The organism is [Leptolyngbya] sp. PCC 7376 (genome assembly GCF_000316605.1).
Classification (GTDB): domain Bacteria; phylum Cyanobacteriota; class Cyanobacteriia; order Cyanobacteriales; family MRBY01; genus MRBY01.
On the sequence record NC_019683.1, the window covers coordinates 2,086,887 to 2,112,247 of the forward strand.

The following is a 25,361-nucleotide window of genomic DNA, read 5'->3' on the forward strand; positions in this document are numbered from 1 at the left end:
CCTAGCTGTTAATAGTTTTTGGGGCAAATCGGGAATGTCTATCTCTTGAACTCTTCTGATTTTCATTGGTGTCAAACTGTAAAAGCTTGTTTTAATTTAACACTACACAAACCATAAACTGTTAATTCCTGGATGTCAACACCTATTAATTCATTGCATGACAACTTTTAGTTTGTGATTCAAGTTTAATTGATTGTAGCGATCGCCCTGTCTCGAAAAATCCGTCATAATATTCTTCGACATCACTTCATGCGAACTACCGGATTACCATGGCCGTTTCCCCCCTCAGTTGGACAGAACTCGAAGCCCTTACTGATTTTGAAATTGATCGCGTTAATGGCCCGACCAATGCCCAGTCTTGCCTACGGTTATTTGGCCAATCCGAAACTGATGTGCGGGTCACGCTCTACCGGGACAATCACGCATGGTGCCCCTATTGCCAAAAAGTATGGCTATGGCTAGAGGAAATGCGAGTACCCTACCGCATCGAAAAAGTGACAATGTTTTGTTATGGCGAAAAGGAAGCTTGGTATAAACGCAAAGTACCGTCGGGAATGTTGCCAGCTCTTGAGCTTGATGGGCGCATGATCACTGAAAGTGATGATATTTTGTGGGCACTGGAGCAAACTTTTGGGGCATTAAAGTTTGGTATGGAAGACCCAAGAGTTTTACCGCTGCGTCGTTTGGAAAGATTATTATTTCGGGCTTGGTGCAATTGGCTCTGTCGCCCACCGATGTTTCCCGGTCAAGATAAGGAAGGTCACCGCAAATTTATTCAAGTCGTTGAGCAAGTTGAAAAGGCGATCGCCGCAACGCCCAGCCCTTATTTTCTCGAAGAATTTAGCACCGCTGATGTGGTGTTTACACCCTATGTCGAACGGATGAATGCCAGTTTGTTTTATTACAAAGGCTATTCGCTGCGGGAAGAAAATCCTCGGATGTCAGACTGGTTTGATGCAATGGAAAGTCGCCCCACTTACCGAGGTACCCAGAGTGATTTTCATACTCACGTTCATGATCTCCCCCCTCAAATGGGAGGCTGTTATGCCAATGGTGCACCTGAGGCGATCGCCAACCAAACGCGGGTAGACGAAGGCGAATGGTTTGGGCTTCCAGATGTCACTTATCCAGAACCAGCTAATGCGAAACAAGAAGCTTTAAAACGAGTTGTATTGCATCGTCGGAACATCGTCAAAGTAAATCCCGCGAACGATATGTTCTTTGACAAAGCATTGCGATGTGCGTTGACGACCATGATGACAGGAGAAGTTTGTGAGCCACCAAATGATTCTGATCAGGCGTTACGCTACCTGCGAGACAGAATTAATGTGCCCCGTGATATGTCAATTTATGCAGCAAAACACCTCCGCACAGCTTTAGAAAATACAGCAAAATTAGCAGGTGATCGCCAAGGTAAAGCCATTCCAGTTCGTAATCGTCGCGATCAAGATCCCGCAAATTTCCGCTAGTAAAATGGAGTCTCAGGCGATCGCCTCACGCTTCTGTTGTAATTATCAAAAATGGATAATCATTCAAAAATCGTCAACGCCCTATTAGCCCTTCTCACAAGAAAAAATGACGATGCTTTTGTCATTATCAAACAGTTGCCAACAAAGAAATTTGTTCAATTCGCAGGCTCTATAACGACTCCATTACTACTTGACCTGCCATCGCAAACTCTCTCTGAGATTGAATTTTATCGAGCAGTCAAACTGTTTCAGCAAATGGGGATCGAAGGTAGTGAATATGATTTATTGGATCAGCCAGATGGAGAGGTAATTGGGCAGCAATTCACATTTAATGTTGTGTGTAACTCAGCAGCTTCAGGAGCCAACTTAGCCGAGAAAATTTTCACGACAGTCTATGAGTTTCCAATCGACTGTGATATAGACCTCATTGAAAACTAAAGATGGGTATTTTTCACTGGTAGAAAAGACGCACTAATTCAAGGTGGCGATCGCCATCTTGAGATCTCTCGCGGCATTCTGACTTACATGAATACCGCACCAGAATCTGTTTGGGAGGTATTACGACCCCAAACTCTCGATCGCTCATAAACGACACCTATTGTTGATACTTTTGTCGACAATAAAGCGTGAAAGATTAACAACGAAACAACCATAAATCACCGCAGGTTTTGACACCCAATGCAAAAATATAAAGTCCTAATTAGTTTGTTGTTTTTGGGGTTAAGCCTGACGATTATCCTGCAATCGCGTCTCACATCTTTTACGCCCATAGAGGCAACGGTGATTGACTCTAATCGGTTCGAGATCTCGACTTCGACTAATGGCTCAAGACGATTTCGCTACATCTTCACCTACAAATATGACTATGGGGATCAGCGTTATGAATCGAGCCGCTATACCTATCTCGGCAGAAATAATTCTGAAGCTGTGTGCCAATATCAGACTGGTGATACGATTACAGCCTATGTGAATCAACGCAATCCAGCCTATGCAGTCATTCAGCCAAAGATTTCTGGAGTTATCTATACTGTGGCGATTTTAGGTAGCTTAATGCTGGTACACTCCCTTCTCGATTACATTCCTGATATCGACAAAAAGCATTGGCTCCAAAACATCTATCGATATTTAGGCATGGGAATTGGCTTAACACTGTTGTTTGGAGGGATGGGCTATTTCAGCTATCACTTTATTCGTGTCGCCACACAAAACTGCGTGAATTATTAAGTCACCTACATCGATATTGACCCAAGAACTAACAAGAAATCTAGTTTGCTAGCATGGGGTATTACGGCAAAAAGAAATGGAAAAATTTTTAACGGCTAGTGACGTAATTGATTGGCAAAATCCAGCAATCCTCAACCTCGCACAGCAATTAGCCGCAGGACAAACAAATCACACGGCGATCGCAAAAAAATGTTTTGAATGGGTACGCGATGAAATTCGTCACAGCTACGACTTTCAAATGAATCCCATCACTTGTAAAGCATCAGAAGTATTGCAGCATCGAACGGGTTATTGCTATGCCAAAAGTCATTTATTGGCAGCATTATTAAGAGCCAACGAAATCCCAGCAGGCTTTTGTTATCAACGACTAAGCATCGATGACACAGGTGCTCCCTACTCTTTACATGGGTTCAATGGGGTCTATCTACCTGAGTTTGGCTGGTATCGAATGGATGCAAGGGGCAACAAAGAAACAGTCAATGCCCAATTCACTCCACCCAATGAACAGTTAGCATTCCCAATCAATTTTCCAGAGGAAGTAGATTTTTCAGCTATTGTTTCAGAGCCATTAGAAGTCGTCATAGAGGCTCTGCAATCACACAATACTTGGGATGATTTATTGCAAAATTTACCAGATATTTCTCTCAAGCAAGCGACAAATCATGGCCTATATCAAACGCAATAAAATTGTTTTTTCAAAAAAAATAGTGTTTTAAACATTGGTAGAAAGCCACATCATAAGGACGGGCATGTCCTCGACTCACTTCACTAATACTGAGCGGGCGGCTGCAATATTATCAGCCTCTTGAGTCAATCTCTCAATCACAACATCCTTGGGTTTCTCTTGTCAAAATTCAAATATTGGAGCCTTATTGTCAAAATTTTGGCATTGCAGAATAGAGGTATGAATGTAGGATACTGACCCGATGAAATGTCCGGAATGTCAATCTAATCATATCCGTAAGAACGAAAAAAAAGAGGCAAACAAAATCACATCTGCGTAGATTGTGGCCGTCAGTTTATCGACCACTACAGTAACCTCGGCTACTCCAATGCCTTCAAACGTGAATGTCTCAAAATGGCGATCACTCAATCGCTGACCCAATACTTCTAGCATTTTATATAATCAGATAGATAATGCGATCATCAATCACATATGATCGCATTATCTATCTGATTAACGTGAGTTCAGGTTAAGGAATTGGGATGAAATCCCGACAATTCAGCCTGGAACTCCTATAAATTAAGAGTTTGTTTGGAATTGTATCTATTTGCTGATTCGCAACAAAGCATTTTTATTGAAAATATCTTGTGGATTGAGCTCAATCAGTGGAATATTGCATAAAATAATCGCTGCTCAATAGAGAAAAAGAAGCCTCAAGCCTAGATTTGGAGAGACTTTTTTCCTATTGTTCTTATCCCGAACTCACGTTAATTACTTTTGACTTTCATCTGCTTTTTCAGCTTCGATCTCTTCCTTTGTGGGTAAGAATTGCTTTTCCTTTGTTTCGGTCTTCTTGAGCTTAGTCTTGTCGAAGCTTGAGATCATTGAAAGATCGGGTTTGTTTTCTGCATTTGCCATGGTTGATTTACCTCAGTTTTACAAATTAAAAACAGGAATTAAAGTCTAGAATTTCGGGTCTCTAGAAACATTTTCTATGAACAATCGATGGGCCACTTTCATCATATTCCTGCTTCGAGATCCACATCTGCTGAAAAGTGCTTAAAGAAGCCAAAATAGAACCGCCAATCCACACGCTATACTTTCGCTCAGGTGGAGCAATAATTTTGATTTTCATTGTTGGTGGAGCTAAAGCAGAGATCTCTTTCTGCATGCGATCTGCGATACCAGAGAACATCGTAGTCCCCCCACTCAAAACCGTATTTGCATACAAATCTTTACGAATATCTACATCACATTTCATGATTGAGTTGTAGGTAGTTTCATGAATCCCCGCAGATTCCATTCCAATAAATGCTGGTTGAAATAATGTTTCTGGGCAGCGAAAGCGCTCATTTCCAATAGTGATCACTTGACCATCAGGAAGTGTATATGATTTTTCGAGAGAACTACTACTCGCGGCAGTTTGCATCTCTTGCTCAAAATCTGAGGCAACATAACACAGTTTTTCCTTTATATCCCGAACAATCTCGCGCTCTGCTGTGGTCGTAAAGCTGTAGCCTCGCTCCGTCAAAATTTTCATAAGATAGTCGGTTAGATCGCGTCCAGCCAGATCGAGACGGATAATGGCATGAGGCAAAGCATAGCCTTCGTAGATCGGAACAGTATGACTCACACCATCACCAGAGTCCAAAACAATACCGGTTGTACGGCCGCTGGCATAGAGAGAAAGTACTGCTTGAATAGCGACATACATCGCAGGAGCATTAAACTTCTCAAACATAATTTGAGTCAGTTTCTCTCGATTCGCTTTGGGATTGAGAGGAGCCTCAGTAAGTAAGACAGGGTGATCTGCTGGATCAACTTCTAGTTCTTTGAAAGCGTACTCGAGCAGTTTCTCGTAATCATCCCAATTGGTGACAATGCCATGCTCATTAGGATATTTGAGGGTAAGAATGCCACGTTTACTTTGCGCTTCGTCGCCGACATAATAGTCTTTTTGTCCCATGCCCACCATTACACCTTGGTGGCGAGGTCTGCCGACAATTGCTGGAAAAGTTTCTCGGGGAGCCTCCTCTCCTGCGAAGCCAACTTTTACTATGCCCGAACCAATATCAATGACAATATAGCAATTTCTAGTCGAGTGAGGTGCAATAGCAGCAATGTGTAAACCAGCATCGAATATCATCAAGGGTAATCTTGGAAAAAGCTACCTCAATTGCCTTGTCTAGAGCTAGATAAGTTCTTGCCCCGATACTTTTCAAGGTACTTTTCAACTTTGACCAGCAATTTTCAATGGGTGAAAAGTCTGGAGAATAGGGAGGAAGGTAAATCAACTTAGCTCCCACGGCCTCAATCATTGTGCGTACTGACTCTCCTAAATGAATCGAACAGTTATCCATCACCACACATGCTCCCGCCCATAAGTTTGGTATTAACTTCTGGCTGATGAATGCTTCAAAGGTTAATCCATCCGTACTCCCCAGCAGATGATAATTAGCGACCATTCCCTTGAAGCCTAATGCTCCAATCAAAGAAACATTCTTGCCTCGTTTACTGGATTTCGGACTATAAGCTCGTTTCCCTTTCTCAGAACGTGCCCTCAGTCTTGTCATGGCTAAGTTCACGCCCGATTCATCGATAAAAATCAAGTTTTTCGCTAGAGTCGCTTGCATTTTCTGCCAAAAATCATATCTGGCTTGTTGCACTCGTTTTGTCGCCTTAAGGTCTGGATAGAATGTTTTTTTGAGGCTATATCCCATTCTTCTTAAGGTGCGATGCATGGTGCTATTGGCCACACGGAGACCAGTGCGTTTCTCCATCTCATCACATAGTTCCGCTAGCGTCGCATCGTTTTTCTTGGTGAGCAACTGGCGCAATATTGTTTGATGCTCTTCGTTTAATTTGGGAGGTGTTTGTTGGCTCGTTTTTTCGGAGCAATCGACCCTGTCAGTCGTTTTTGGTCGAGGAGCTTTTGTACAAAACTTTTCGCCACTCCAAATTGTCGGGCAAGACTACTTTGACTCACACCACCCCTTTCGTAGGCATCCACTATTTTCTGTCTTAAGTCTAATGAGTAGGCTTTCGGCAAGATGCTACTTTCTTCCTCACCAGTCAACTCACCTATACTACTTCATACACCTTGCTAGGCTGAAATTTGCTGTAGGTGTTCCTGCCATCGTTTTCTCCTAGTTTTATGCATTGAGGTAGATGTCTTATTACTTTTTTGTTCTTCTCAGTATTCTGCTCATGAGGCTGAAATATAGCGCCACAAATTTGAGGGCTTGCTTTTGAGCGTAAATAAGAGCTATCTGGAGTTAAAAAGCAAACACATGGATTGTATGAGCAATATTCGGAGAAAATACTTCTATTCAAATGATTCTTTGTGAAATGTCATGAAAGTATATTTTGAAGAGCAGGTATTTGGTTATTGAGATAGCTGATATTTGAAACAATTTTATTTGGTACGTTTTTTACCGTGGCATTGTTTGAATTTTTTGCCGCTACCACACCAACAAGGTTCTTTTTTTGGGGTTTGATGGGGGGCAACATATCACCTTCGAGATAAAACCATTTACCTTTTTCCTTCACAAATTGCGATCGCTCATGGAGTTGGGCAACTTGGTTCCCTTCTTGGTACGCAGCGGCAAATTCAACAATGCCTGTTTTATCTTCGGGTTGACCAGCTTCAATTGTCACAATGGTTAGACCCAACCACGTCACATTATTGGCTGTCGCTGTAATTTGACGGCGGCTATTCATTGCCCGCTTAGTCGGATGGTGGGTATTAACTAAATAGTCAATATTCTTGAGGCAATAGGCTGTGTAGCGCGATCGCATTAATTTCTCGGCAGTGGGTGCGGGAAGTTGCCCCTGAAGATAAACGCCACAGCATTGCGCTAATAAGTTTTCACTACCGCAAGGGCAAGGTAAAGACGGGAGGCGATCGCCAGAAATAAGCACGACTAAACTCCGAAATGGTTGGCATTATTTTAGGTTGAAAGGTCTAATGCACCAATTCACTCGGCGATCGCCAGTCTATTCGATCCCTATAATTTGAGAGCGAAATCAACATCTATTTCATCTATGGCAAATCAAGTCGTCCTAGTTACAGGGGCATCCGCAGGCATCGGTAAGGCAACAGCAAAAACACTTTTAGCAGAAGGCTACACCGTTTATGTTGCGGCTAGAAGGGTTGGGAAAATGAAAGACCTAGAGGAATTGGGGGTGATCGCCATTCAGATGGATATCACCAAAGAGACAGAGGTTGCAGCAGCGGTCGAACAAATAACAGCAGAGAATAATGGTGTTGATATCCTCGTGAACAATGCGGGGTTTGGGTTGTATGGCGCGATGGAAGACATCTCTATCGATGAAGCTCGATATCAATTTGAAGTGAATTTATTTGGATTAGCGCGATTAACTCAATTGGTTTTGCCTTATATGCGCAGTCAAAAATCTGGCAAGATTATTAATATTTCGTCGATTGGTGGCAAGATTTATACACCCTTGGGAAGCTGGTATTACGCAACGAAACACGCCCTTGAAGGTTGGTCAGATTGTCTTCGTTTCGAGCTAAAAGCTTTCAACATCGATGTTGTGATTATTGAACCAGGACTCATCCAAACTGAATTTGGAAATGTAATGATTGCGCCCATGATGAGGCGTTCTGGCCGTGGTGTTTACGGCAATTTAGCGAAGACTTTAGCGCGCAGCTCCATAGATATGTACGCCAACAATAGTGCATCGAAACCACAGGTTGTTGCAGATTTAATTCTCAAAGCGATTAAGGCGAAAAAACCGAAAACTCGTTATGTCGGAGGCAAACTAGCAACACCATTACTATTCGCTCGTAAATGGGGAGGCGATCGCCTTTTTGATTGGCTCATTGGCAATATGCTCAAATAAGACCAGACAATCAATTAGGGGCAATCGCCAACCCATTACTCCAAGAACTGATTCGATTTGGTGTTGTCTCTCAACCACTGAGCAAGTTTTTCTATTTCTGTCGCTTGAGATGTTTGACTCGCCGCTACCTCTGAAAACATTTGGGTGACATTTTCCTCTGAGGCGATGAGCTCAAAACCGTTGATGGCAAGAAACGTATAAACAGCAATTAAGCCAACCTGGGTATTACCTTCTAGAAAGCAGTGGTTTTTCGTAAAGCCGTAGCCAGACACCGCAGCGAGGGTAAATAAATCAATATTGTCGGAGTAATGGAAAACATTTTTTGCCTTGCTGAGACTAGAGGCGATCGCCCCAGCGTTTAGGATGCCAGCTTTACCACCAGCCACGGCAATGATTTCTTTGTGGATGCCATAGATATCCGCCGCATTGAGCCAAATCGGTTCTTTCATTTCGCCAACTCAATCAATGCTTTCCGATATTTCTTCATACCTCGTTGGGCAATCGCCATTTTTTGCTCAAAGTCTAAATCCGCGTTAGAAGAGCGACTATATTTTTTCAATAATTCTTCGAGGGCGATCGCCGAAAGTTCGTTCAAAGAAACATCTAATCTTTGAGCTAAAACCCTAGCTTTTTCGACGATTTCATCAGGGAGAAAAACTGTTGTAGTCATAAAAAATAGTGAGTATGGAGGGCGTCATCATGATGTAGCTCACGATTCGCTTGGCAAAAGGCAGAAAATTTTTCACGGCTCATCAGGGCGATCGCCAGCAAGAAGACCGCCAGATGCGTTGTTTTCCTCTGAATCAATCATGGAGAGTACAAAGGTTGGCGATCGCCCTTAAACAAAAAGCAGATATCTCAGAGAATACCTGCAATCTGTCTTCATCATCACGATTAGTGCTCACCTAAATGGCGCGATTTATAAAAGAGACCAAGCATGACAGCTCTAAGAAACAGGATTTTATGCCAACTTAGATCGCTCAGTCTCCCATAGAGTAATGATTTATTTGCCTTTTATACTAAAGTTACATCCTCAGCTTGAGGCCCCTTTTTACCTTGAGTGACAGTAAACTGCACCTTTTGCCCTTCGTCTAGCGTCTTGAAACCCTCGATGTTAAGCGCACGAAAATGAACAAAGACATCAGGTCCATTTTCTTGTTCAATAAAGCCAAACCCTTTATCTGAGTTAAACCACTTCACAACGCCCGTTACTTGAGACATAAAATCATTCTCTATTCAGTTAGATCATATGTAATGTTACTTGTTTACAGTGAAAGCTGCCAGATATAGTTTCGATAACTATCTCGTCATAGCATTATCTCTATCCAGATCAAATTCGATAGGATACTTTACCTCGACAGATGCCTTGTAATGGTATCGACCCGACTTCGACTCATTAGGGGTAAATCTTCACCGATACAAAAAATTAGGCGATCACCCCAGAAGATAAACCCATCCAACTCTTTTTAGAAAGAATCCAACACCGACACAAACATTCCCTCGATAGAAATTGGCATGGTGTCTGGGAAGGGTAAAAAGGCGATCGCCATGTGCATCGTATTCAGAGGATGTCTGAAAAGAGTCTGACCGTAACTTGTGTCGAAATGAGTTGCACGTAAAAATAAGCACTTCAGGCGATCAACCTGGCGGAATTTACGCAGCATTTATCGAACATAAAGACTTTTCAGACAACCTCTCAGGCAATACCTAGCTTGTGAGCTGTCGTCGCTGCTTACTTTTTTGTAGACTGCGATGATAAATTTGACAGTGCCTTTGTGGTTTAATGATTATCCTATTACTAAGCCAAAGACAAAGCCACCAAGGGAAAGGAAGAAACCGATCGCCCAAGCAAAACTACGGAAAGGCGTAATTCCTGCGGCATAGAACAGTAAATGTAGACAACGAGTAACCAGAAAAGCGATCGCTGTCCATTGAGTCCAAATATTAGAAATCCCAGCCACTGCCGCAATCAAAATAAGTGGCGCAAAAATAGCTAAACCTTCCACATGGTTGCGCACTGTGCGGGTTAAACGACCGTGTAAACGAGTTGCTCCCTTGAAATTGTGATCCTGTTCCCGATTAGACAAGGCATATTGAGCACCGACTGCTACATCGAGAGCAAGCTGTTGCGCCAAAATTGCAATCCAGAGTAGGGCTGCTGCGCCAAATAAAGTCCAAAGTTCAATCGTCATAATCTTTCTCCTGAAAAAATTGATTACTAGTTGCTTGTTGTCTGAAGTAAAGTCAAAAACTTGGAGGCGATCGCCAGCTACGACCATCAGCCAAAATATGGTTGAGCAGAGAAAAAACTAAAGCTGAGGAGCTTGCACCGGAAACTGAATTTCAACCACCATTTCCGTTTCGCGACCTGCCTGAGGCGGAACCAGAAAAACTTCCCGACCCGGCCCAACCAATTTGTATCGATGTTTCTCCGCCCAAGTCCCAATCGCGCTATAGCAGAGATGACCATTTTCTGGGCCATCATGACGCACGGCTGTTACTGCCGTTTCAACAGGTTCCAAATCGCGAACTCCTAAAGTCGAGCCATTTGGCAGTGTTAAAGTCAGATCTAGAGCTTCCTTGAGATAAAATCCAAATTCAAGATCCCACTGCTGCTCTTCATACAATTCACTATGGACAACTGCGGCAAATCTCTCGAGATACTGTTTTTTTACTTGTTTGCTGACTGCCGCCCTAATTTGACTGATGACAGCCATGGTTTGTTCTAAATCCTGGAACTGGTGGCGCAGAGAAAGAAATGTTTGGGCAGGCAAGGATTTCAATACCACATCGTCATCTTGAAAATCATCGCCACGTTCTAACTGCTGTAGTCGAGACTCTACTGCCCGTAAACGCATTGCTTCGGCTTGAAGGGTTTGTTCAATTTGAGCTTTACGCAACGACAGCATGCCACGAATTTCATCGGGAGACACTTCATCCGATACGAGACGCTTAATTTGGTCTAACGCCAATCCTAAATCTTTGAGAGCCAAAATTCGATTGAGCTGACTTAATTGCGACACGCTGTAGTAACGATAGCTAGTATCACGATCGCTATGAATTGGGGTAAATAAACCAATGTCATCGTAGTAGCGCAATAAGCTAGCTGGGACTTGAGCAATCTTGGAAAACTCACCAATACGAAACATACTTTAGCCTCTGAACTCAATGCTTCGCAGTCTAAAGTTTCAAGTTACTTGAAGGTCAAGCCGCTTGTTGATTTACGCGAAAGGCGTATACATTTTGAGCTAGCTAGACAGTCATTATCTGCGTTACATCCAATATCCCAACGTCTACGTTGGATTTAAATCGAAAAGGGAATTTGTGGCAATCGCCCATATTAAGACTTCGTCAATCCCACATTTACTGAAAAAACTTAAAAGCCACCAAACTGCCGACTCATTGGATCCGTTGCATACTACGCAACAAAATATCATGTATTTTCATAACAAAATATCATGTATTTTCATACTGCACTGGGCACCATAATGGCTAGCAATTCAATTTTCGTTGGTCGATTGATAGTGATGCATCTCAGTTGATTCCTCCCTCACTTGAGAACATCTGGCAAATTAATCCTGTCGTTGAGCAACGTAAAGCCTGAAGTAACAAGGCTAGGCTGCCATAGAAATCAAAGATGAAACTGGTACTCAAGAATTTTAATAATACTCAAGAATCTTAATACACACCCACTCCCTAAAGGATTTAAGATCCTTAATATCTTGAATTTCAAGAGACTTAACTTTTTAAAAAGACAATTTAATCGCCGCATACTTGCAAAATAAGTAAAAAATCACCTTAAGAAATGCAATCATCATCTAAAGCCATTCCATCGGCCCCAAAGCCAGCCGCTGCTATTTCAGCCGTGGCAAACAAAGCTTTCTCGACAGTAGATCCAGTGGAATACATTTCACGGGCAAATATTTCTGAGGCAATTGGGCAACGAGATGTTGAGCAACAAGATGTAGTAATTGCTGCGGCCTATAAGCAGGTTTTTGGCAATGCACATCTGATGGAAAGTGAGCGAGACACATATGCCGAGTCTCAACTCCGTAATGGTTCCATCACAGTGATGGAGTTTGTTCGTCGGTTGGCGAAGTCGGAGCGCTACCGTGCTTTAGTGCTTGAACAACATTCAAACGTACGCGCCATTGAACTAAACTTCAAACACCTATTGGGTCGTGCACCAGAAAATAAGGAAGAAGTTTCTGAACATATTGTTCGCTTGGCAAATGAAGGGTTTGAGGCAGAAATTGATTCTTATATCAATAGCGATGAGTACTGGAAATGTTTTGGTACAGACATAGTGCCTCACTATCGGGGTTACAACACTCAAACGGGTCAAAATTTGGCGGGATATACGCGTTCATTCCAGCTTGTTCGGAGTATGTCTAGTAGTGACAAATCCACGCCAGCAGAATCATATGGACGACTCGAAAATAGTTTGTTCAAAGGTGATTTTGAAACTGCGGCTGCTTTACTTAATGGTGTAGGTGTTGCAGAAACTGTAGAGCCAAAGCCAAAGCAATCGACCTATCCCGCAGATGCTCCGATCACGAGATATGGGTCTGTTACTTCATTCCCTTCATCAAGTATTTATTCAACGAGAGAGATTATTCGAAGAGCTGTCAATCAGATTCTTTAGAATGCAGTTGTGAAAGAGCAAGTTGCGAAAGCCAGAGAATTTCTTCTCTGGCTTTACGTTTTTTGTACCGAAGTCAGGAGAGGCGATCGCCCCAGAAGATAAACCGACCAAACTATTTCTCCAATATCTCCGTAAACATTCCGCAGACAAAAATTGGAGTGGCGTTTGGGAAGGGTGAAAGGCGATCGCCTGATTTGAACTAGAAAGATCATCTGTCTTTGTTGATCACTGCATCCAACGGTCATCATCCCTAAGCCACCAGCCTGCGGGCTTACGCCACGATTCTTCTTTTCGTTTCTCAGCTCTTTTCTCTTCTGGAGTCTTATCTTTAAGAATTAATTTCCGTGGAGCTTTTGGCTTACGAGTTGCCATCAATTGTAGACAATCACCCATTTTTACAAGAGGAACAACATCTCCTATTTGCAAATCGAATCGCTGTAGAAGCTCTTGAGATATGCTTGTGCCAATACCAATGCTTCCTATGTGAGATATGACGCTGACATACTCAATTTCATCTTGTTGATGAGCTGTTTTTAGATGTCCAGATTCTAAGCCATAGATCATCAACTTAATGCCATTGTCTACTGATGCAAAAGCACAGATATCTCTTACTTTCAAATTAGTCTGAGTCAAAATCTCCTCAGGAAATATAAACCCCACACCAATAGTGCCAACTGATCGCAACTTGGTTTCCATATGCTTGAAAGCGATTGAAGTCACTACTATTCTAATCTCGCTAATTGGAATGGTCTGGGGAAGGAGGCGATCGCCTAGTAGTCGTTATCATAGGAGCACAAGCCTTAAACCTAAGTGAAGTGTTATGGTTGCAACCCCTATCAAACTAAATACGCAATAATCTATCGGTGAGCAACAGGTCATTTTCCACAAATTAAGTTGAGAAGAGTATCTCCAAATATTCAATAATTCTAGAAACTATTTTTTTGAAGAACAATATTAAACATTGTAGGAATCTCATTGTGATATGGCTGCTTAAGCATTTGAATTATTCTGACTGGCAGATCAGCAATAGCTCTTTCATAGCTTTTGCTATCAGTTTTCCAAACGCGCTCGCTTACAGAAAAGATGCAGTAGCCCATTGGTTTAATAATTCTGATGACATCACCTAAAGCCTGAGAGTTTGGATCTCCCGCTCGTCGATAATCCTCATCACCCGCAAATACTCCTGCTGCTATCACGACGTCATATTTGGAATTAGAGTAAGGCATATCGAAAACATCGCAACAAACTAGTGATTTATAAATCCCTTTGCTTTCGGCGATTTTTAACATCTCTTCAGAAAAATCGCAGCCATCAATTTCTAACTCCCCATGGTGTCTGAGAAAAATGGCTTCTCCGACCAGACCAGTACCACAACCAATATCAAGATATGCGCCTTTATCTATAAGCGATAGAGCCGTACTCGCGAGTAGTTCAGGTGCTTGATAATTCGCTGATTGCACTCCTTCATCATAAGTCGCAGCCCAAGAATCATATGAACCTTTAGTAGATAATGACTGTCTTAAATTTTGTGTGAAATTTTGTTTTTTCTGCTGATCTTTCATCTTTTCTCCTTAACAAATACCCACCATAGAAGTTTGGCGTCTACCTACGCTTATAGTAATTTGCGCATTAACAGGGAAAAGATTAGATACTTAATTTTTGCCCAATTCCGAGTTTGCGGTACCTCAGCAATAGGAAAACTGCTATAGAGATGTGACCGAAATACAGAACGCAGCCATTCATTCTACATATGCTGTCGTTAGATAATGCCCAACAGCTTCAATAAAGGGCGTTGGTGAATTGAGGTATGAATCTATGAGGGTCGAGGGATAGGAACATCCCAGAACTTGAGATAGTGAATCAGCAATCGAATCGAATGCTCTAACATTTCCACAGACTTTGAATAACATAAGGTCTTTCGATGGAGTCGAGCGAGATAATGCCGCAATCGAGTGTTCTCTCCTTCGACTCGAGTCATATAGGTCTTACTGACAATCTGGTCCCCATCGGGTACAAAGATGGGATAAACTTTCCAGCCATCTGTGACGTAAAAGAAGCATCTCCAGAGACTAACGATTGCCCATAGTGGCTTGAATGTCTCTGCACTTCTGTCACCAATAGTCCAAGCAAGAATACCTGGTTGAAAGTGGTCTACTGCTGTCCAGAGCCAGACCTTGTTTTTTTAGCACCGACGAATGTTTGAAGTTCATCGAGTTCCCCGACCTGAGGCATCTCTTCCGGTTCATAAGCATCAGGCAGCAATGCACCGACTTGTTTGACCCAAGTGATGACGGTAGTGTGGTGCACTCCTTTCACTCGTTCAATGGCTCGAAAGCCCATACCGTTGACATACATTTTGAGGCATTCACGTTTGAAGGCATTTGAGTAGCCGAGCTGACTATAGTGGTCGATAAACTGACGACCGCAATCTACACAGATGTGATTCTGTTTGCCTTTTTTCTTTCCGTTCTTACGGATATGAGTAGATTGGCATTCTGGACATTCCATTGAGTCAACAACCTCCATTCATACCTCTATTCTGCAACGCCCAATAAAGAAAGACAGATACCCTGAAGGATATCTGCATTAAGTCTAGTTTTGAGAACTTTTTAAAGATCACCTTTGGCGATCGTCCCTCACCCAAACAAACCATTACCAGATCTTTGCCATGGGTAACTGAAAATTAGGTAGCTCAGGATCGCCATTAACGACATCCGGGTTTTCGAGGATTTGTGGCGTTTGATTAGGGCGATAGATATAAACGGTTTTATTTCGACGATCAATTAACCAACCTAGAGCAACACCATTTTTCAGATACTCTTCCATTTTTGCCTGTAGACCTTTGAGAGTGTCACTTTTTGACCGTAGCTCGATGACAAAATCTGGACAGACTGGCGCAAAAGATGACTTTTCTTCTTCTGATAAAGCCTCCCATTTTTCCTTTCGCATCCACGACGCATCCGGCGATCGCATGGCACTATTTGGCAAAGTAAAACCAGCACTAGAATCAAATCCTAAACCTGTTCCATCTTTCTCCGCCCAAATGCCCAGCTGTACAGCCAAATTAAAATTTCGATTGCCCGTATCCGAAAAAGCTGGGGGCATAACAATCACTTCTCCTGTGGCGGTGCGCTCGATGCGTAAATCTCGGTTGGCAAGACAAAACTCATAAAATTCTTCTTGGCTCATCGGTTTACTAGCAGGCAGTGAAACAGTTAGAGGTGTAGTTTCAGACTGGATTCGTAATGTTGTTGCCATCGTAAACCTACTCGGTTGAAGACTTTTTTCTATTTTATAGCAGGCAAGGAGTGGGTTAAGACAGAATAGGATAGAAGCAATAAACATAGATGCCATGCCTGCTCCCCATAGTCTTGATTTACGCCTAAAAGCTGTTGCCGCCTTCGATAAAGGTGAACGAAAAAGTGATATCTGTCGCTTCTTTGGTATTAGCCGAAATACGCTAGACCTGTGGCTGAAACGACGAGAGAAAATCGGTTCAGTCGCTCCGAAGACAGATTACCGTCGAGGCCCTCAACCGAAGATTAATGATCTAGATGCTTTTCGTGCTTTTGCAGAGAAATATGGGCATCTAACCCAGAAGGAAATGGCGGAGAAATGGCCAGAGTCTATTAGTGATGCATCCAGACGTGAAGCTCTACGGAAAATTGAATTTACTCGAAAAAAAAGACCTATCGATATCAAGAGAGAGATAAAGAATTAGAAAAAGCATTTGTGGCACAACTGAAGCAGTATGTCCAAGAACGACTCGTATATATCGATGAAAGTGGATTTGATAATACCTTAGATTATGGGTATGGCTACTGCCATAAGTCAGAGAGGTTTATCGCAGAGAAGTTAGGTCATCGTACAGAACGAGTTAGCGTGATTGGAGGATGGCGAGAGGGAGAGCAGATAGCACCGATGGTATTTGAGGGCTATGCCAACAGCGCCTTAGTTTGCCAATGGGTAGAGGATTGCTTAGTGCCAGAGTTGATTCCGGGTCAAATTATTATTCTGGATAATGCCAGTTTTCATCCAAAGGAAAGAATACAAACATTGGTGGCGAAGGCAGGATGTGAAGTGATATTTTTGCCACCCTACTCACCACACCTGAACAAGATAGAGAAGTTTTGGGGGAGGTTAAAGAAGGAGGTAAGTAAGCTCATCAAGAAGACTGAGGATTTGTTCGATGCCATCAGAATAGCCTTCTGTTCTATGTCCTAACCTTCTCCTTCGCTGCTATAGTAGCGATCGCCTATCCATTTGCCCAACAGAAAAACAGATACCCCGAAGGATATCTGCATTGAGTTTAGGTTTTAAAGATCACCATTGGCGATCGCCTGAATGATTTTAGGCATAGAAGGATCGAAGCCACCTAAATCCCAAGAATTACGATCTTTAGGATCCACCAAACTTAATTTGTAGGGAGCAAGGGTCACATAAACCGCTTTCACATCAGGATTGACCTTACGGCGATACTTCTCCAACACTTGGCTAGGCTGAGAACCTGCCCAGGATTCGCAGTCTGTCCAGAAGCAAATCACATCTGCCCAGAACTTATGCTTGATGGCCCACTTGTAGGCACAGGACGCATCAGTCCCACCAAAGTTTTGATTGGTTGTCTTCTGCATCGCAGATTGGAAGCTATCGGATGCCGTGATACCCAAATCCTTGAAAGAAGTAGAGAAACCACGAATCGCATAGTTTTTCTCTGCTTTTGCACTCACCAAGGCGAATACTGTCGCAATTTCAGCGCAAGTCAGATTGACCGAACTCACGGTATAGCAAGACATCGAGCCAGAGACATCCACTGCATGCAAGAAGGTTTTTTCTGTAGGTGCCACTGTATCGAAGGACATCTCTAGAGCGCGCTCCAGGATATCCACAATACGAGGGATAACAGTCCAAGTTTTCTTGCTACGACCCAACTTACCGCCGGACTGATAAGTCTTTAATGCCTTCAGCACATCGATAGGATGGATACGACCTTTACGGAGGCGATTTCTGTCATTTAGCACAGATGCAACGTACTTCAACTGTTTGTTGTAGTGAGCGCGCAATACACCAATTTCAGTTAGGGAACCAAGGTTACGCAACAACGCACCAATAGGCATACCCTGCATCAATAGTTTCCAGGCACCTTCATCCATCTCACCAATAGGTGCAACCATCTCATGGGTTAAACGACCCTCGGCGATCGCCTTTTTAGTTTGGCTAGGATTACGCTTGAGCCATTCGTACCACCAGATTTGTTGCAAAGCATCAGAAGGCGCTTGCTTAGGCAAAACATCCCAACCCTTTACCACCCAGTTATAGAGCGTTTGGTGATCATCAGTGGCAGGTTTTACGTGAAACAGACGCAACACATCGCGATTCGTGAAACCATGACGTTGTTGATATTTCAGCAATTGGTACGCCAAGGATTTCACATTGGCATTACTCAACCAAGATGTACCGCACTCACGCACCACCTTACCGAAACCACGCAACGCCTTGGAATAGCTCAACCATTCATAAAAATGGCTTCCAGTACGCACAATCTGCGGAAAAATTTCCATAAATGCTCGTTTCGCATCGGGAGATTCGCCCATAGATAACAACGTCAACGCATAGATAGGTGCACTGTTATTAATCGCATGACCATCACTGGCATAGGCAATTTCCTTTGCAACTCGTGCAGGATCTGCTGCTACACATTGATTAACAACCTGGGTGAACTCACCTGTCAGCTCATGCTTATCCGCATAAAAAGTACTTTGGGCTGTCCCAATCAATAAACAACGCTTTAACATTGCCCACATACCAGGGTCGAAATGATAACCACCGGAACGACCTTTCAGCATTTCAGTTTCACGGCCAGGGATAGGCTGAGACTGAGGTGTGTTTTTACGGGAAGTGAAAAATTTATATGACATAACAACTCTGTCCCTTTCGGGAGAATGAATTTAAAAATAAGGCCCCAGATGGGGAAGGGAGATGAGCAGGAGTTGAACCCGCATCTCGGCGGACAAAAGGGGAGTTCGTTCAAAAGCGATAACCTTTAGTCCTGCGGCCTGATTAGGCAAAAAATTGTGCTCTACCGTTGAGCTACCATCTCCATGGCTTTATGTGTGAATCGTGGACAGGGGGAGATTCGAACTCCCGACCGGTAATCCTCATTCTTCGACCCGAAAGGGGTAAGAAAACGAAAAGGTAAAACTGCTCTACCCACTGAGCTACCTGCCCAAGTTATTTAGTTGTGGTTTTGGCAAGCGGAGGAGGAATCGAACCTCCATCTCTCGCTTAACAGGCGATAACCCTAAATTCGGCGACCCGCTTGGGTAAGTTTTTGAATAAGGGGGATAAGTGTTTTGCCATTAAACTATCCGCTTATGTTTTGTGTTGGTGAACGAAGGGGGATTCGAACCCCCATCTCCCGCGTGGTATGCGATAACCCTAAATTTCGGCGACCCGTGAGAGTAAGTTAGTGAATAAGGGAAAATAAGGTGTTCTTCCGTTGAACTATTCGCTCATGTTGATGGTTGGTTTTGGTGGACAAGAGGGGATTTGAACCCCGCATCCTTAGCTACCGATAATCTCCACTCCGCGACCCGAAATGGGTAAGTGATGAACAGAGAAGGAAACCTCGCCCAAGTGTTGAGGCGTAGCAGAGGAGGAATCGAACCTCCAATTCCAGCTCCCTTCGATAATCCTCATTCTTCGACCCAGATTGGGTAAGTGAGTTGAACAAGGTTATTTAAGCTGGCGCCTCACCAATTTGACCTTCTGCTACTTTCGATTGGGTTGTGTCCCGTTCGATGTCTTTAATTTACGGGCACTGTTTACCCCTATTCCAATCAAGGGGCGATCGCCTGAAATATCTACACCACAAGCACTTTGAAATAGGGGTGATGATTTGAGTTAGGGTCTCCCCCTAACTTTGTCGAGATTTTGAAGTTATTAGAAAAATATACAGAGATAGAACTCATCGCATGCGCAACAAACCCTCTTCATAGATAAACTCGACCAATTACTCCATAACAATATTTTTACTATCAAGAGCTATTTTAGAAAATTAAGATTAGCGCTATGGCATTAATTTTCTAAAATAGCTCTCTGCTTCTATATAAATAGATAATAAAAAATCTATTTTAACTAGATAGCTATTGATTCCATGTAGTTTTATTTATCAACTAAATTTCTAATATCAAAGTACTCACGAAGCACAATTTTTTCATAAGTGCCACATGTATATGTATATTTCATTTTTGTACCTTCATTCATTAAATCACCAATTTCACAGATGATTTGCAATATAGGTGTTCGATCAAATGATTTCAAATATTCTCTTTCATTGATTAGAGTATGAGCAATTCCATTATTTCTTATCTTTGTTTTGATAGGATTAATAAGGACTCGAAATGACTTCATTTTTTCATTAAGCTGTTTGATTTTACATTGATCTTTCCAAGTCTTATACAATTCGGTTCTCGCTGAATAAAAAGACCATGTACCTTTCATATCATCATCTAATCTAACGTGAGTTCGGGTTAAGGAATTAGGATGAAATTCCGACAAGTTAGCCTGAAACTCCTATAAATCAAGAGTTTGTTTGGAATTTTATCTATGTACTGATTCGCAACAAAGCATTCTAATTGAAAATATCGTATTGATTGGGCTCAATCAGTAGAATATTGCATAAAATAATCGCTGCTCAATAAAGAATCAAGAAGCCTCAAACCCAGATTGGGAAAGACTTGTTTCCTGTTGTTCTTATCCCGAACTCACGTTAATCTACATATTCTGAGAACAATGTTTTTAAATATTGCTTCAATAGAAAACATTATATTTCCTAATTCCCATCAAGTGTCTATCTTATCCAAAAGTCCTTCTGGATCTTTTATTTTGTCATATACAAAATTTGCAATCAAAAGATCATTTATCTCTTCATATATTTTGTCAATGTTAGCTTGTTTTTTTGATGGTTTATTCATGCTTTTTTATGAACTCGGAAAATAATTTAGAGACAAATATAATGTTCAATTCAATATCTAATCTATCTTAAACTCATTTATTTGGTTCTATAGTGAATGCCGAGTAAGATTTCTTTGGGATTGCCTTGGGCTTGATAGGTGGTATAGAGGAGATAGGGGAAGCCAAACATTCCACCAAGGAAAATACTCAGAAAACCAAAGACAAATCCTTTGAGCGAAAAACCTTCTCGCCATGAAATCCATGTGCCGAGCAACAAGAGGTGAATTAGAAAATCTGTGTTGAACTGCGATCACTAATTTAACGTGAGTTCGGGATAAGGAATCAAGGTTCTAATCAAGTTTTAGAGAGGGTTTCTTGGGCTGATGACAGTAGGCAATTAGACCGCAAAGCAAGTTGACACAAAAATTGGCAGGACTGCGATGGCGGGAATGCTCAATCTGAGAAATATTCTTCAGTTGTCAATGACTGTCTCAATCAAAGCTCGCTTGCGGGCCAAAACTTTGTCACGCCAAAACATCAGGTGATTCTTCTATATTGCGACGAGGCTTAGCTAGAAGCCTCACATCATATTCTTCTTGCAAATACTGTGCCAGAGCTTGAGAGACGTAACTTTGAGAGTTTCAAGAGAGTAATGTTAAACGCCAATTGCGCAGTAGCTCAATACTTCCATTCACTCTAAATTTCGCAAACAGTGCCATGCTCAAGTCCACCATGTGTTTTGATTTAGAGACGACCTTCGTCCTGCGATGAAACCGAGCAAACCAATGGCGATTGTCTGAGTTGTTTCTCTCAATTGCTATTGTCTCTTTCTTGCTAATGACATGAAAAGCATCTGGGTGATTCTCTAATAGCTGTTGATAGGGTTTCCAATTATCGGTGCAATAGACAGTGATTTGCCATTGCGAGAACCGCTCTAGTAAATGACCTAAAGTTCGACTATCACGACTTCCCAATTCCCAGTCAATGAGTCGCCCAGTATTACGGTCATATGCTTTCCAGACCCAAAGTTTGTTTTTTTCTCTTGGATAAAATGCCATAGCTCATCTAGCTCCACCACGACAGCAGACTCAGGAGTGGGCTTTTCATAATTGGCTTCACCGAAATCTCTTACCCAATTGAGCACTGATTGAGCTGATACACCGAGAATCTTGGCTGTCGCATTCATGGACATACCACTCATATACATCAATACAGCTTCTAATTTCATCCAGAGAGGCTTGCCCCGCTCTTTAGAAAAGCTTGTAAATTGATAATTGCACTGCTTACACTTAAATCGTTGACGATTTTTAGCGAATCCACTTTTGATGATGTCTTGAGCATTACATTGGGGACAGTGAATTGTCATAGCAAGACTTCCAAGGAAACGACTCACTCCATTTTGCTATAGCATTACTTACTTGAAACTCTCTTAAATTTTTGGTCAAAAAAACCTCCACAGCAAATGCCAGGAGGTTGATGGAAAGAGTAGAAAAAATAAACACACAGAGAGAAAAATCTAGCATCCTTTAAGAAACTAGGAGTAGATGCAAACCTAAAACTTTAGGAATTTTGCTCGACAATCCCAGGCCATTTCGCATCCGCGTCAGCGATAAAGCCGGGAATATCTTTTTCCCAACGCGCTTGGATCTTGTCATTGAAGTTTAGGTATAACTTTCCATCAACAATGCTCCATGCAGTGGGATCAATCGGAGCAACATTACCCTGAGCCGCAGCCCAAGCACAGTGACCGCCATATTGTGGTGCATATTTCTCTGGATCTGCGCTGAACAAATCCCGGTTTTCTGCACTCGCGAAATGCCATTTGGCACCATTCCACTCATAAGCAAACTCGGCAGAACCTTCAACGGCTTGACTATCAGTGAAATAGGCGACGGGGTCTGTACCTTTAATCGCCACATCACCATCTTTATAGATAAAGCTACTAACACCGACCGATGCCGTAGCCGTTTCTGTGGTTGTTGTTTCAGAAGTCGTCGTCGTTTCAGGCGTGGTAGAAACTTCATTTTGGGAAGCTTGACCGCAACCACCGAGAATACCCAGGGTTAGGAGAACGCCGAGAATAACTGTTTTTTTCGGAGAAATTTTCATAGCATCAAAAAATAAAGCTGTATTGAAATCAATCTGTGCTTAGGTTAACGGTTAATTAGCGGCCAGAAATACCAGGCCAGTTAAGATTTGCTTTAGAAATATTGCCAGGAATATCGCGTTCCCAACGGCGTTGAATGCCTTGGCTGACGTTGAGGTAGAGTTTGCCATCAACAATTTTCCAAGCATTGGGGTCGATGTCTGCGGTGTAACCTTGGCTGATTGCCCATGCGCAGTAACCACCATATTGAGGTGCATATGCGGTGGGGTTTGCTGCAAATTTGTCACGGTTTGCGGCACTGGAGAAACGCCATGTTGCGCCGTTCCAACGGTGGGTAAAGCTCGCACTCCCTGCAACGGGTTTGCCTTGGGTAAAGTATGCAACGGGATCTGTGCCACGAATTGCAACGCCGTTGGATTGTTTGTTAATGAAGGAGGTGTTGTTAGTATTCAGTTTATTCGCACGAACAACTTTGTCGGCTTTCACGGCGATAGTTGCGTGAGTTGGTGCAGGCTTACTGTCTACCTGGTGAGAAAATCCGGCGATCGCCCCAATGCTTAAAACGGTTGCGAGGGAGAGGGATTTAAGAGAAGAAATTTTCATATTAAGTGGGGAGGAACGAACTTCAACAATTTCATTATGGAAACCGAAACCATTACTCCCCTAAACGATTCCTGAGAGATCCGTAAGAACTTTTTGAATTTCGCTGAAAAAGCGGTGCGAGTTTGCTTATTTCAGTTCGCCAGACTTTTTCGGGTCGTTAAATTTAGCCTTTGCTTCCACATAAATCTCTTTATCGATAAGGGTTGCGCCCATTTCTGTGGCTAGCTTTTCGATTTTCTTTTTCGCGAAAGGACGCACAAAAAAGGGAATCGTTTTACACAGTGCCTTTGCCTCGTCAGTCCATTCCATGGGGATTTTTCTCTTTATAGATATTGCTTTAGGGGATACTTTACAAGGTTATTGAGTAAAAATGCTCAATCCCCAGCATTATTTCCGTTGCTGAATTTTTTTGAGCAGATCATTAAAAGGTTGCCAATTATCTTCGGCGACAATCGGCTCCCAAATTGATTCGATCACAGGTCGTAATAATGCAGTCTTTGGGTTTGTACGAGTCAGGCGATCGCCCACGGTATTGAGTTCAGCTTCGGGAATTGTTTGGAGCGCTGTTTGATAAACATTGCGCCACTTCTCGAAAACTGCCGCCGATAAGTTGCTATTTTCGAGGATCGTTTCGGGGTGCGATCGCCAAGCAAAATTAAACTGAGCAGCCAATTGATAGAAAAAGTCGTGGTAACCCGTTTGGGATTCTTCGAGTAATTTAATCGTTTTGCCCAACAAGTCCTTCCCTAAAGTCTCCGGCAAACTTTCAAAGCCCAACTTATTCAACATCAGTTCACGGTAGGTGTGTTCATATTCCGCGTCATAACCATCCAAACCTGTTGCCAAATCCTGCTTATCCATCACCATCCCGAGTGGTCGCTGCAAAACTTCGAGATTAATCCGACAGATCATCGGTTGGTTGCCATAGCTATAGCGCCCGCTGTAATCAAAATATGCTGCCGTAAATTTACGGTCATAGGTCGGGATAAAAGCATAGGGACCATAGTCAAAACTTTCACCGGCGATCGCCATATTGTCGGTATTCAGTACCGCATGGCAAAAACCTGCCGTCATCCATTGCGCCGCCAACCGCGCCACTCGTTTCACCAAATCCGCATAAAATAACCCATAGACCTCTTCCTCACCCATATAATCCGAGTAATAATGCTCAATCACATGGTCTAAAAGCGTTTCGACAAGATCAGGCCGCTGGTAAAAATACAATCGCTCGAATGTCCCAAAGCGAATGTGCGATCGCTGGAACCGCACCATTACCGAAGAGCGCGTCGGAGAAGGTTCATCGCCCCGCCATAAAGATTCGCCGGTTTCAATGAGGCTTAAGGTCCGGGATGTATTCACACCCAGTTGATGCAACGCTTCCGCTGCCAACACTTCCCGTACACCGCCTTTCAACGTCAAACGACCATCACCATTTCGGGAATACGGTGTTCTACCAGAACCCTTTGTCCCAAAGTCGTACAACAATCCGTCCGGCGATCGCACCTGCCCATATAAAAAGCCCCGACCATCCCCCAAATCTGGATTGTATTCTCCAAACTGATAGCCGTGATAGCGCATTGCCCGCAGATGGTGGGGCACATGAAATTGACCAAACGCCTCAATGAAATCTTGCTCCTCAACCTTTTCCGACATTAAACCCAATTTCCCTAAAAGCTGATCATTCCGAAATCGCAGCTCATACTTTGGAAAATCTGCTGCTTCCACCACATCCGAATACTGATCACCCAGACCAGCAAACACATTTTCATAGGGCAGACACACCAACGGATTTTGAGTTAACTCACTAAGAGGAGGCATTCACTTAAAATT

Annotated in this window: 31 protein-coding genes, 5 tRNA genes and 5 pseudogenes; 10 read left to right on the forward strand and 31 right to left on the reverse strand. The window is 42.8% G+C overall.

All coding sequences use genetic code 11. The annotated features are described in order from the left end of the window. The first annotated feature begins 269 nt into the window (after positions 1-269). From LEPTO7376_RS09175 to LEPTO7376_RS26295, 5 genes and pseudogenes are all read left to right on the forward strand, one after another. Positions 270-1,469 carry a glutathione S-transferase family protein gene (locus tag LEPTO7376_RS09175; protein ID WP_015133919.1) on the forward strand — a complete coding sequence of 400 codons (1,200 nt, stop codon included), beginning with the start codon at positions 270-272 and terminating at the stop codon, positions 1,467-1,469. Between the two features lie 51 nt (positions 1,470-1,520). Continuing rightward, positions 1,521-1,907, forward strand: coding sequence for a hypothetical protein (locus LEPTO7376_RS09180; RefSeq protein WP_015133920.1), 387 nt, complete (start codon positions 1,521-1,523; stop codon positions 1,905-1,907). Positions 1,908-2,147: 240 nt separating this feature from the next. Next, complete coding sequence (locus LEPTO7376_RS09185) at positions 2,148-2,693, forward strand: DUF3592 domain-containing protein (RefSeq protein WP_015133921.1); 546 nt, start codon at positions 2,148-2,150, stop codon at positions 2,691-2,693. A gap of 76 nt (positions 2,694-2,769) precedes the next feature. Continuing rightward, on the forward strand, positions 2,770-3,378 hold the full coding sequence (locus LEPTO7376_RS09190; RefSeq protein WP_015133922.1) for a transglutaminase family protein: 609 nt from the start codon (positions 2,770-2,772) through the stop codon (positions 3,376-3,378). Between the two features lie 241 nt (positions 3,379-3,619). After that, positions 3,620-3,780: pseudogene (locus LEPTO7376_RS26295) on the forward strand (IS1 family transposase); the annotation flags it as partial. Positions 3,781-4,128: 348 nt separating this feature from the next. Here LEPTO7376_RS26295 and LEPTO7376_RS09195 read toward each other — a convergent pair. From LEPTO7376_RS09195 to LEPTO7376_RS29000, 6 genes and pseudogenes are all read right to left on the reverse strand, one after another. Further along, on the reverse strand, positions 4,129-4,275 hold the full coding sequence (locus LEPTO7376_RS09195; protein ID WP_015133923.1) for a Thymosin beta-4: 147 nt from the start codon (positions 4,273-4,275) through the stop codon (positions 4,129-4,131). 61 nt (positions 4,276-4,336) lie between these two features. After that, positions 4,337-5,503 (reverse strand): actin, cytoplasmic 2, encoded by a 1,167-nt coding sequence (locus LEPTO7376_RS09200; protein ID WP_083891087.1) that lies wholly within the window; start codon positions 5,501-5,503, stop codon positions 4,337-4,339. Further along, positions 5,451-6,194 carry an IS630 family transposase gene (locus LEPTO7376_RS25675; RefSeq protein WP_225901192.1) on the reverse strand — a complete coding sequence of 248 codons (744 nt, stop codon included), beginning with the start codon at positions 6,192-6,194 and terminating at the stop codon, positions 5,451-5,453. The genes LEPTO7376_RS09200 and LEPTO7376_RS25675 overlap by 53 nt, the downstream gene beginning before the upstream one ends. A 20-nt stretch (positions 6,195-6,214) precedes the next feature. Next, complete coding sequence (locus LEPTO7376_RS27465) at positions 6,215-6,433, reverse strand: IS630 transposase-related protein (protein ID WP_225901193.1); 219 nt, start codon at positions 6,431-6,433, stop codon at positions 6,215-6,217. A 339-nt stretch (positions 6,434-6,772) separates the two neighbouring features. Beyond that, a pseudogene (locus LEPTO7376_RS28995) lies at positions 6,773-6,817 on the reverse strand (hypothetical protein); the annotation flags it as partial. A gap of 113 nt (positions 6,818-6,930) precedes the next feature. Further along, positions 6,931-7,155, reverse strand: a pseudogene (locus tag LEPTO7376_RS29000) (YchJ family protein); the annotation flags it as partial. 246 nt (positions 7,156-7,401) lie between these two features. On the opposite strand from LEPTO7376_RS29000, the gene LEPTO7376_RS09220 reads away from it, so the two are divergent. After that, positions 7,402-8,223: an oxidoreductase gene (locus tag LEPTO7376_RS09220; RefSeq protein WP_015133925.1), complete on the forward strand. Its 822-nt coding sequence runs from the start codon at positions 7,402-7,404 to the stop codon at positions 8,221-8,223. A gap of 35 nt (positions 8,224-8,258) precedes the next feature. On the opposite strand, the gene LEPTO7376_RS09225 is transcribed toward LEPTO7376_RS09220, so the two are convergent. Together LEPTO7376_RS09225 and LEPTO7376_RS09230 are read right to left on the reverse strand one after the other, a co-directional pair. After that, entirely contained in the window at positions 8,259-8,672 is a 414-nt protein-coding gene (locus tag LEPTO7376_RS09225; RefSeq protein ID WP_015133926.1) for a type II toxin-antitoxin system death-on-curing family toxin, read from the reverse strand. After that, the gene (locus LEPTO7376_RS09230; protein WP_015133927.1) at positions 8,669-8,893 is read right to left on the reverse strand and encodes a hypothetical protein; all 225 of its coding nucleotides are present in this window, start codon (positions 8,891-8,893) and stop codon (positions 8,669-8,671) included. Before LEPTO7376_RS09230 ends, LEPTO7376_RS09225 begins: the two co-directional genes overlap by 4 nt. A 50-nt stretch (positions 8,894-8,943) precedes the next feature. Between LEPTO7376_RS09230 and LEPTO7376_RS26300 the strand changes: the two genes are divergently transcribed. Then, positions 8,944-9,132, forward strand: coding sequence for a hypothetical protein (locus LEPTO7376_RS26300; RefSeq protein ID WP_160148428.1), 189 nt, complete (start codon positions 8,944-8,946; stop codon positions 9,130-9,132). 105 nt (positions 9,133-9,237) lie between these two features. On the opposite strand, the gene LEPTO7376_RS09235 is transcribed toward LEPTO7376_RS26300, so the two are convergent. From LEPTO7376_RS09235 to LEPTO7376_RS09245, 4 genes are all read right to left on the reverse strand, one after another. Then, positions 9,238-9,444 (reverse strand): cold-shock protein, encoded by a 207-nt coding sequence (locus tag LEPTO7376_RS09235; protein ID WP_015133928.1) that lies wholly within the window; start codon positions 9,442-9,444, stop codon positions 9,238-9,240. A gap of 245 nt (positions 9,445-9,689) precedes the next feature. Continuing rightward, positions 9,690-9,887, reverse strand: a complete 198-nt coding sequence (locus LEPTO7376_RS26305) for a hypothetical protein (protein ID WP_160148429.1) — start codon at positions 9,885-9,887, stop codon at positions 9,690-9,692. A 123-nt stretch (positions 9,888-10,010) separates the two neighbouring features. Then, positions 10,011-10,415 (reverse strand): MAPEG family protein, encoded by a 405-nt coding sequence (locus LEPTO7376_RS09240; protein WP_015133929.1) that lies wholly within the window; start codon positions 10,413-10,415, stop codon positions 10,011-10,013. 117 nt (positions 10,416-10,532) lie between these two features. After that, on the reverse strand, positions 10,533-11,372 hold the full coding sequence (locus LEPTO7376_RS09245) for a MerR family transcriptional regulator (RefSeq protein WP_015133930.1): 840 nt from the start codon (positions 11,370-11,372) through the stop codon (positions 10,533-10,535). A 656-nt stretch (positions 11,373-12,028) separates the two neighbouring features. On the opposite strand from LEPTO7376_RS09245, the gene LEPTO7376_RS09250 reads away from it, so the two are divergent. Next, entirely contained in the window at positions 12,029-12,868 is an 840-nt protein-coding gene (locus LEPTO7376_RS09250) for a phycobilisome rod-core linker polypeptide (protein WP_015133931.1), read from the forward strand. 22 nt (positions 12,869-12,890) lie between these two features. After that, positions 12,891-13,046 carry a hypothetical protein gene (locus tag LEPTO7376_RS26310; protein WP_160148430.1) on the forward strand — a complete coding sequence of 52 codons (156 nt, stop codon included), beginning with the start codon at positions 12,891-12,893 and terminating at the stop codon, positions 13,044-13,046. A 47-nt stretch (positions 13,047-13,093) separates the two neighbouring features. Here LEPTO7376_RS26310 and LEPTO7376_RS09255 read toward each other — a convergent pair whose 3' ends face one another. From LEPTO7376_RS09255 to LEPTO7376_RS09270, 4 genes are all read right to left on the reverse strand, one after another. Next, a complete protein-coding gene (locus LEPTO7376_RS09255) occupies positions 13,094-13,588 on the reverse strand; it encodes a hypothetical protein (protein WP_041763321.1) in 495 nt (164 codons plus the stop codon). Between the two features lie 206 nt (positions 13,589-13,794). Then, on the reverse strand, positions 13,795-14,430 hold the full coding sequence (locus LEPTO7376_RS23465; RefSeq protein WP_015133933.1) for a class I SAM-dependent methyltransferase: 636 nt from the start codon (positions 14,428-14,430) through the stop codon (positions 13,795-13,797). A gap of 251 nt (positions 14,431-14,681) precedes the next feature. Beyond that, positions 14,682-15,376 (reverse strand): IS1 family transposase gene (locus LEPTO7376_RS24625; protein ID WP_015132314.1). Its coding sequence is split into 2 segments (ribosomal slippage): positions 14,682-15,052 and positions 15,052-15,376, totalling 696 coding nucleotides; the frame shifts between segments, so codons are not numbered across the junction. Positions 15,377-15,520: 144 nt separating this feature from the next. Next, a complete protein-coding gene (locus tag LEPTO7376_RS09270; protein ID WP_015133934.1) occupies positions 15,521-16,126 on the reverse strand; it encodes a Uma2 family endonuclease in 606 nt (201 codons plus the stop codon). 94 nt (positions 16,127-16,220) lie between these two features. Between LEPTO7376_RS09270 and LEPTO7376_RS29005 the strand changes: the two are divergent. Continuing rightward, positions 16,221-17,092: pseudogene (locus tag LEPTO7376_RS29005) on the forward strand (IS630 family transposase). Between the two features lie 92 nt (positions 17,093-17,184). Here LEPTO7376_RS29005 and LEPTO7376_RS09285 read toward each other — a convergent pair. The 15 genes and pseudogenes from LEPTO7376_RS09285 to LEPTO7376_RS09325 all read right to left on the reverse strand — a co-directional run bounded on the left by LEPTO7376_RS09285 (position 17,185) and on the right by LEPTO7376_RS09325 (position 25,349). After that, positions 17,185-18,783: a TROVE domain-containing protein gene (locus LEPTO7376_RS09285; RefSeq protein WP_015133936.1), complete on the reverse strand. Its 1,599-nt coding sequence runs from the start codon at positions 18,781-18,783 to the stop codon at positions 17,185-17,187. Positions 18,784-18,839: 56 nt separating this feature from the next. Beyond that, a tRNA-OTHER gene (locus tag LEPTO7376_RS26315) sits at positions 18,840-18,966 on the reverse strand. A 20-nt stretch (positions 18,967-18,986) separates the two neighbouring features. Beyond that, a tRNA-OTHER gene (locus tag LEPTO7376_RS26320) sits at positions 18,987-19,093 on the reverse strand. A 20-nt stretch (positions 19,094-19,113) separates the two neighbouring features. Continuing rightward, positions 19,114-19,239, reverse strand: a tRNA-OTHER gene (locus tag LEPTO7376_RS26325). A gap of 11 nt (positions 19,240-19,250) precedes the next feature. Then, positions 19,251-19,379: transfer RNA gene (locus tag LEPTO7376_RS26330), tRNA-OTHER, on the reverse strand. Positions 19,380-19,510: 131 nt separating this feature from the next. Next, positions 19,511-19,640: transfer RNA gene (locus LEPTO7376_RS26335), tRNA-OTHER, on the reverse strand. A gap of 389 nt (positions 19,641-20,029) precedes the next feature. After that, positions 20,030-20,368 carry a hypothetical protein gene (locus LEPTO7376_RS09295; RefSeq protein WP_041763322.1) on the reverse strand — a complete coding sequence of 113 codons (339 nt, stop codon included), beginning with the start codon at positions 20,366-20,368 and terminating at the stop codon, positions 20,030-20,032. A gap of 341 nt (positions 20,369-20,709) precedes the next feature. Then, complete coding sequence (locus LEPTO7376_RS28340; protein WP_015133938.1) at positions 20,710-20,841, reverse strand: hypothetical protein; 132 nt, start codon at positions 20,839-20,841, stop codon at positions 20,710-20,712. A gap of 77 nt (positions 20,842-20,918) precedes the next feature. Then, entirely contained in the window at positions 20,919-21,098 is a 180-nt protein-coding gene (locus tag LEPTO7376_RS09300; RefSeq protein ID WP_216700290.1) for a hypothetical protein, read from the reverse strand. Positions 21,099-21,171: 73 nt separating this feature from the next. Continuing rightward, positions 21,172-21,381: pseudogene (locus LEPTO7376_RS29010) on the reverse strand (transposase); the annotation flags it as partial. Between the two features lie 81 nt (positions 21,382-21,462). Next, positions 21,463-22,187, reverse strand: a protein-coding gene (locus tag LEPTO7376_RS25680) for an IS1 family transposase (RefSeq protein ID WP_398338393.1) whose coding sequence is annotated in 2 segments (ribosomal slippage) — positions 21,463-21,861 and positions 21,864-22,187 — 723 coding nt in all. Because the reading frame shifts where the segments join, the coding sequence is not laid out codon by codon here. A 194-nt stretch (positions 22,188-22,381) separates the two neighbouring features. Next, on the reverse strand, positions 22,382-22,930 hold the full coding sequence (locus tag LEPTO7376_RS09310; protein ID WP_015133939.1) for a YHS domain-containing (seleno)protein: 549 nt from the start codon (positions 22,928-22,930) through the stop codon (positions 22,382-22,384). Positions 22,931-22,985: 55 nt separating this feature from the next. After that, entirely contained in the window at positions 22,986-23,531 is a 546-nt protein-coding gene (locus LEPTO7376_RS09315) for a YHS domain-containing (seleno)protein (RefSeq protein WP_015133940.1), read from the reverse strand. Between the two features lie 126 nt (positions 23,532-23,657). Next, complete coding sequence (locus tag LEPTO7376_RS09320; RefSeq protein ID WP_015133941.1) at positions 23,658-23,840, reverse strand: PCP reductase family protein; 183 nt, start codon at positions 23,838-23,840, stop codon at positions 23,658-23,660. A 78-nt stretch (positions 23,841-23,918) separates the two neighbouring features. Beyond that, positions 23,919-25,349 (reverse strand): YdiU family protein, encoded by a 1,431-nt coding sequence (locus LEPTO7376_RS09325; RefSeq protein WP_015133942.1) that lies wholly within the window; start codon positions 25,347-25,349, stop codon positions 23,919-23,921. Positions 25,350-25,361: the final 12 nt, after the last annotated feature.

Coding starts and splice junctions, on each gene's coding strand:
- LEPTO7376_RS09225 (WP_015133926.1), bottom strand. CDS start 8,672: ATGAAAGAACCGATTTGGCTCAATGCGGCGGATATCTATGGCATCCAC.
- LEPTO7376_RS26305 (WP_160148429.1), bottom strand. CDS start 9,887: ATGCTGCGTAAATTCCGCCAGGTTGATCGCCTGAAGTGCTTATTTTTA.
- LEPTO7376_RS09270 (WP_015133934.1), bottom strand. CDS start 16,126: ATGGCAACAACATTACGAATCCAGTCTGAAACTACACCTCTAACTGTT.
- LEPTO7376_RS09190 (WP_015133922.1), top strand. CDS start 2,770: ATGGAAAAATTTTTAACGGCTAGTGACGTAATTGATTGGCAAAATCCA.
- LEPTO7376_RS09200 (WP_083891087.1), bottom strand. CDS start 5,503: ATGATATTCGATGCTGGTTTACACATTGCTGCTATTGCACCTCACTCG.
- LEPTO7376_RS09325 (WP_015133942.1), bottom strand. CDS start 25,349: ATGCCTCCTCTTAGTGAGTTAACTCAAAATCCGTTGGTGTGTCTGCCC.
- LEPTO7376_RS09230 (WP_015133927.1), bottom strand. CDS start 8,893: ATGACTACAACAGTTTTTCTCCCTGATGAAATCGTCGAAAAAGCTAGG.
- LEPTO7376_RS23465 (WP_015133933.1), bottom strand. CDS start 14,430: ATGAAAGATCAGCAGAAAAAACAAAATTTCACACAAAATTTAAGACAG.
- LEPTO7376_RS09245 (WP_015133930.1), bottom strand. CDS start 11,372: ATGTTTCGTATTGGTGAGTTTTCCAAGATTGCTCAAGTCCCAGCTAGC.
- LEPTO7376_RS09310 (WP_015133939.1), bottom strand. CDS start 22,930: ATGAAAATTTCTCCGAAAAAAACAGTTATTCTCGGCGTTCTCCTAACC.
- LEPTO7376_RS09285 (WP_015133936.1), bottom strand. CDS start 18,783: ATGTCATATAAATTTTTCACTTCCCGTAAAAACACACCTCAGTCTCAG.
- LEPTO7376_RS09320 (WP_015133941.1), bottom strand. CDS start 23,840: ATGGAATGGACTGACGAGGCAAAGGCACTGTGTAAAACGATTCCCTTT.
- LEPTO7376_RS09235 (WP_015133928.1), bottom strand. CDS start 9,444: ATGTCTCAAGTAACGGGCGTTGTGAAGTGGTTTAACTCAGATAAAGGG.
- LEPTO7376_RS09195 (WP_015133923.1), bottom strand. CDS start 4,275: ATGGCAAATGCAGAAAACAAACCCGATCTTTCAATGATCTCAAGCTTC.
- LEPTO7376_RS09240 (WP_015133929.1), bottom strand. CDS start 10,415: ATGACGATTGAACTTTGGACTTTATTTGGCGCAGCAGCCCTACTCTGG.
- LEPTO7376_RS09185 (WP_015133921.1), top strand. CDS start 2,148: ATGCAAAAATATAAAGTCCTAATTAGTTTGTTGTTTTTGGGGTTAAGC.
- LEPTO7376_RS09295 (WP_041763322.1), bottom strand. CDS start 20,368: ATGAAAGGTACATGGTCTTTTTATTCAGCGAGAACCGAATTGTATAAG.
- LEPTO7376_RS09175 (WP_015133919.1), top strand. CDS start 270: ATGGCCGTTTCCCCCCTCAGTTGGACAGAACTCGAAGCCCTTACTGAT.
- LEPTO7376_RS09180 (WP_015133920.1), top strand. CDS start 1,521: ATGGATAATCATTCAAAAATCGTCAACGCCCTATTAGCCCTTCTCACA.
- LEPTO7376_RS09220 (WP_015133925.1), top strand. CDS start 7,402: ATGGCAAATCAAGTCGTCCTAGTTACAGGGGCATCCGCAGGCATCGGT.
- LEPTO7376_RS09315 (WP_015133940.1), bottom strand. CDS start 23,531: ATGAAAATTTCTTCTCTTAAATCCCTCTCCCTCGCAACCGTTTTAAGC.
- LEPTO7376_RS09250 (WP_015133931.1), top strand. CDS start 12,029: ATGCAATCATCATCTAAAGCCATTCCATCGGCCCCAAAGCCAGCCGCT.
- LEPTO7376_RS28340 (WP_015133938.1), bottom strand. CDS start 20,841: ATGAATAAACCATCAAAAAAACAAGCTAACATTGACAAAATATATGAA.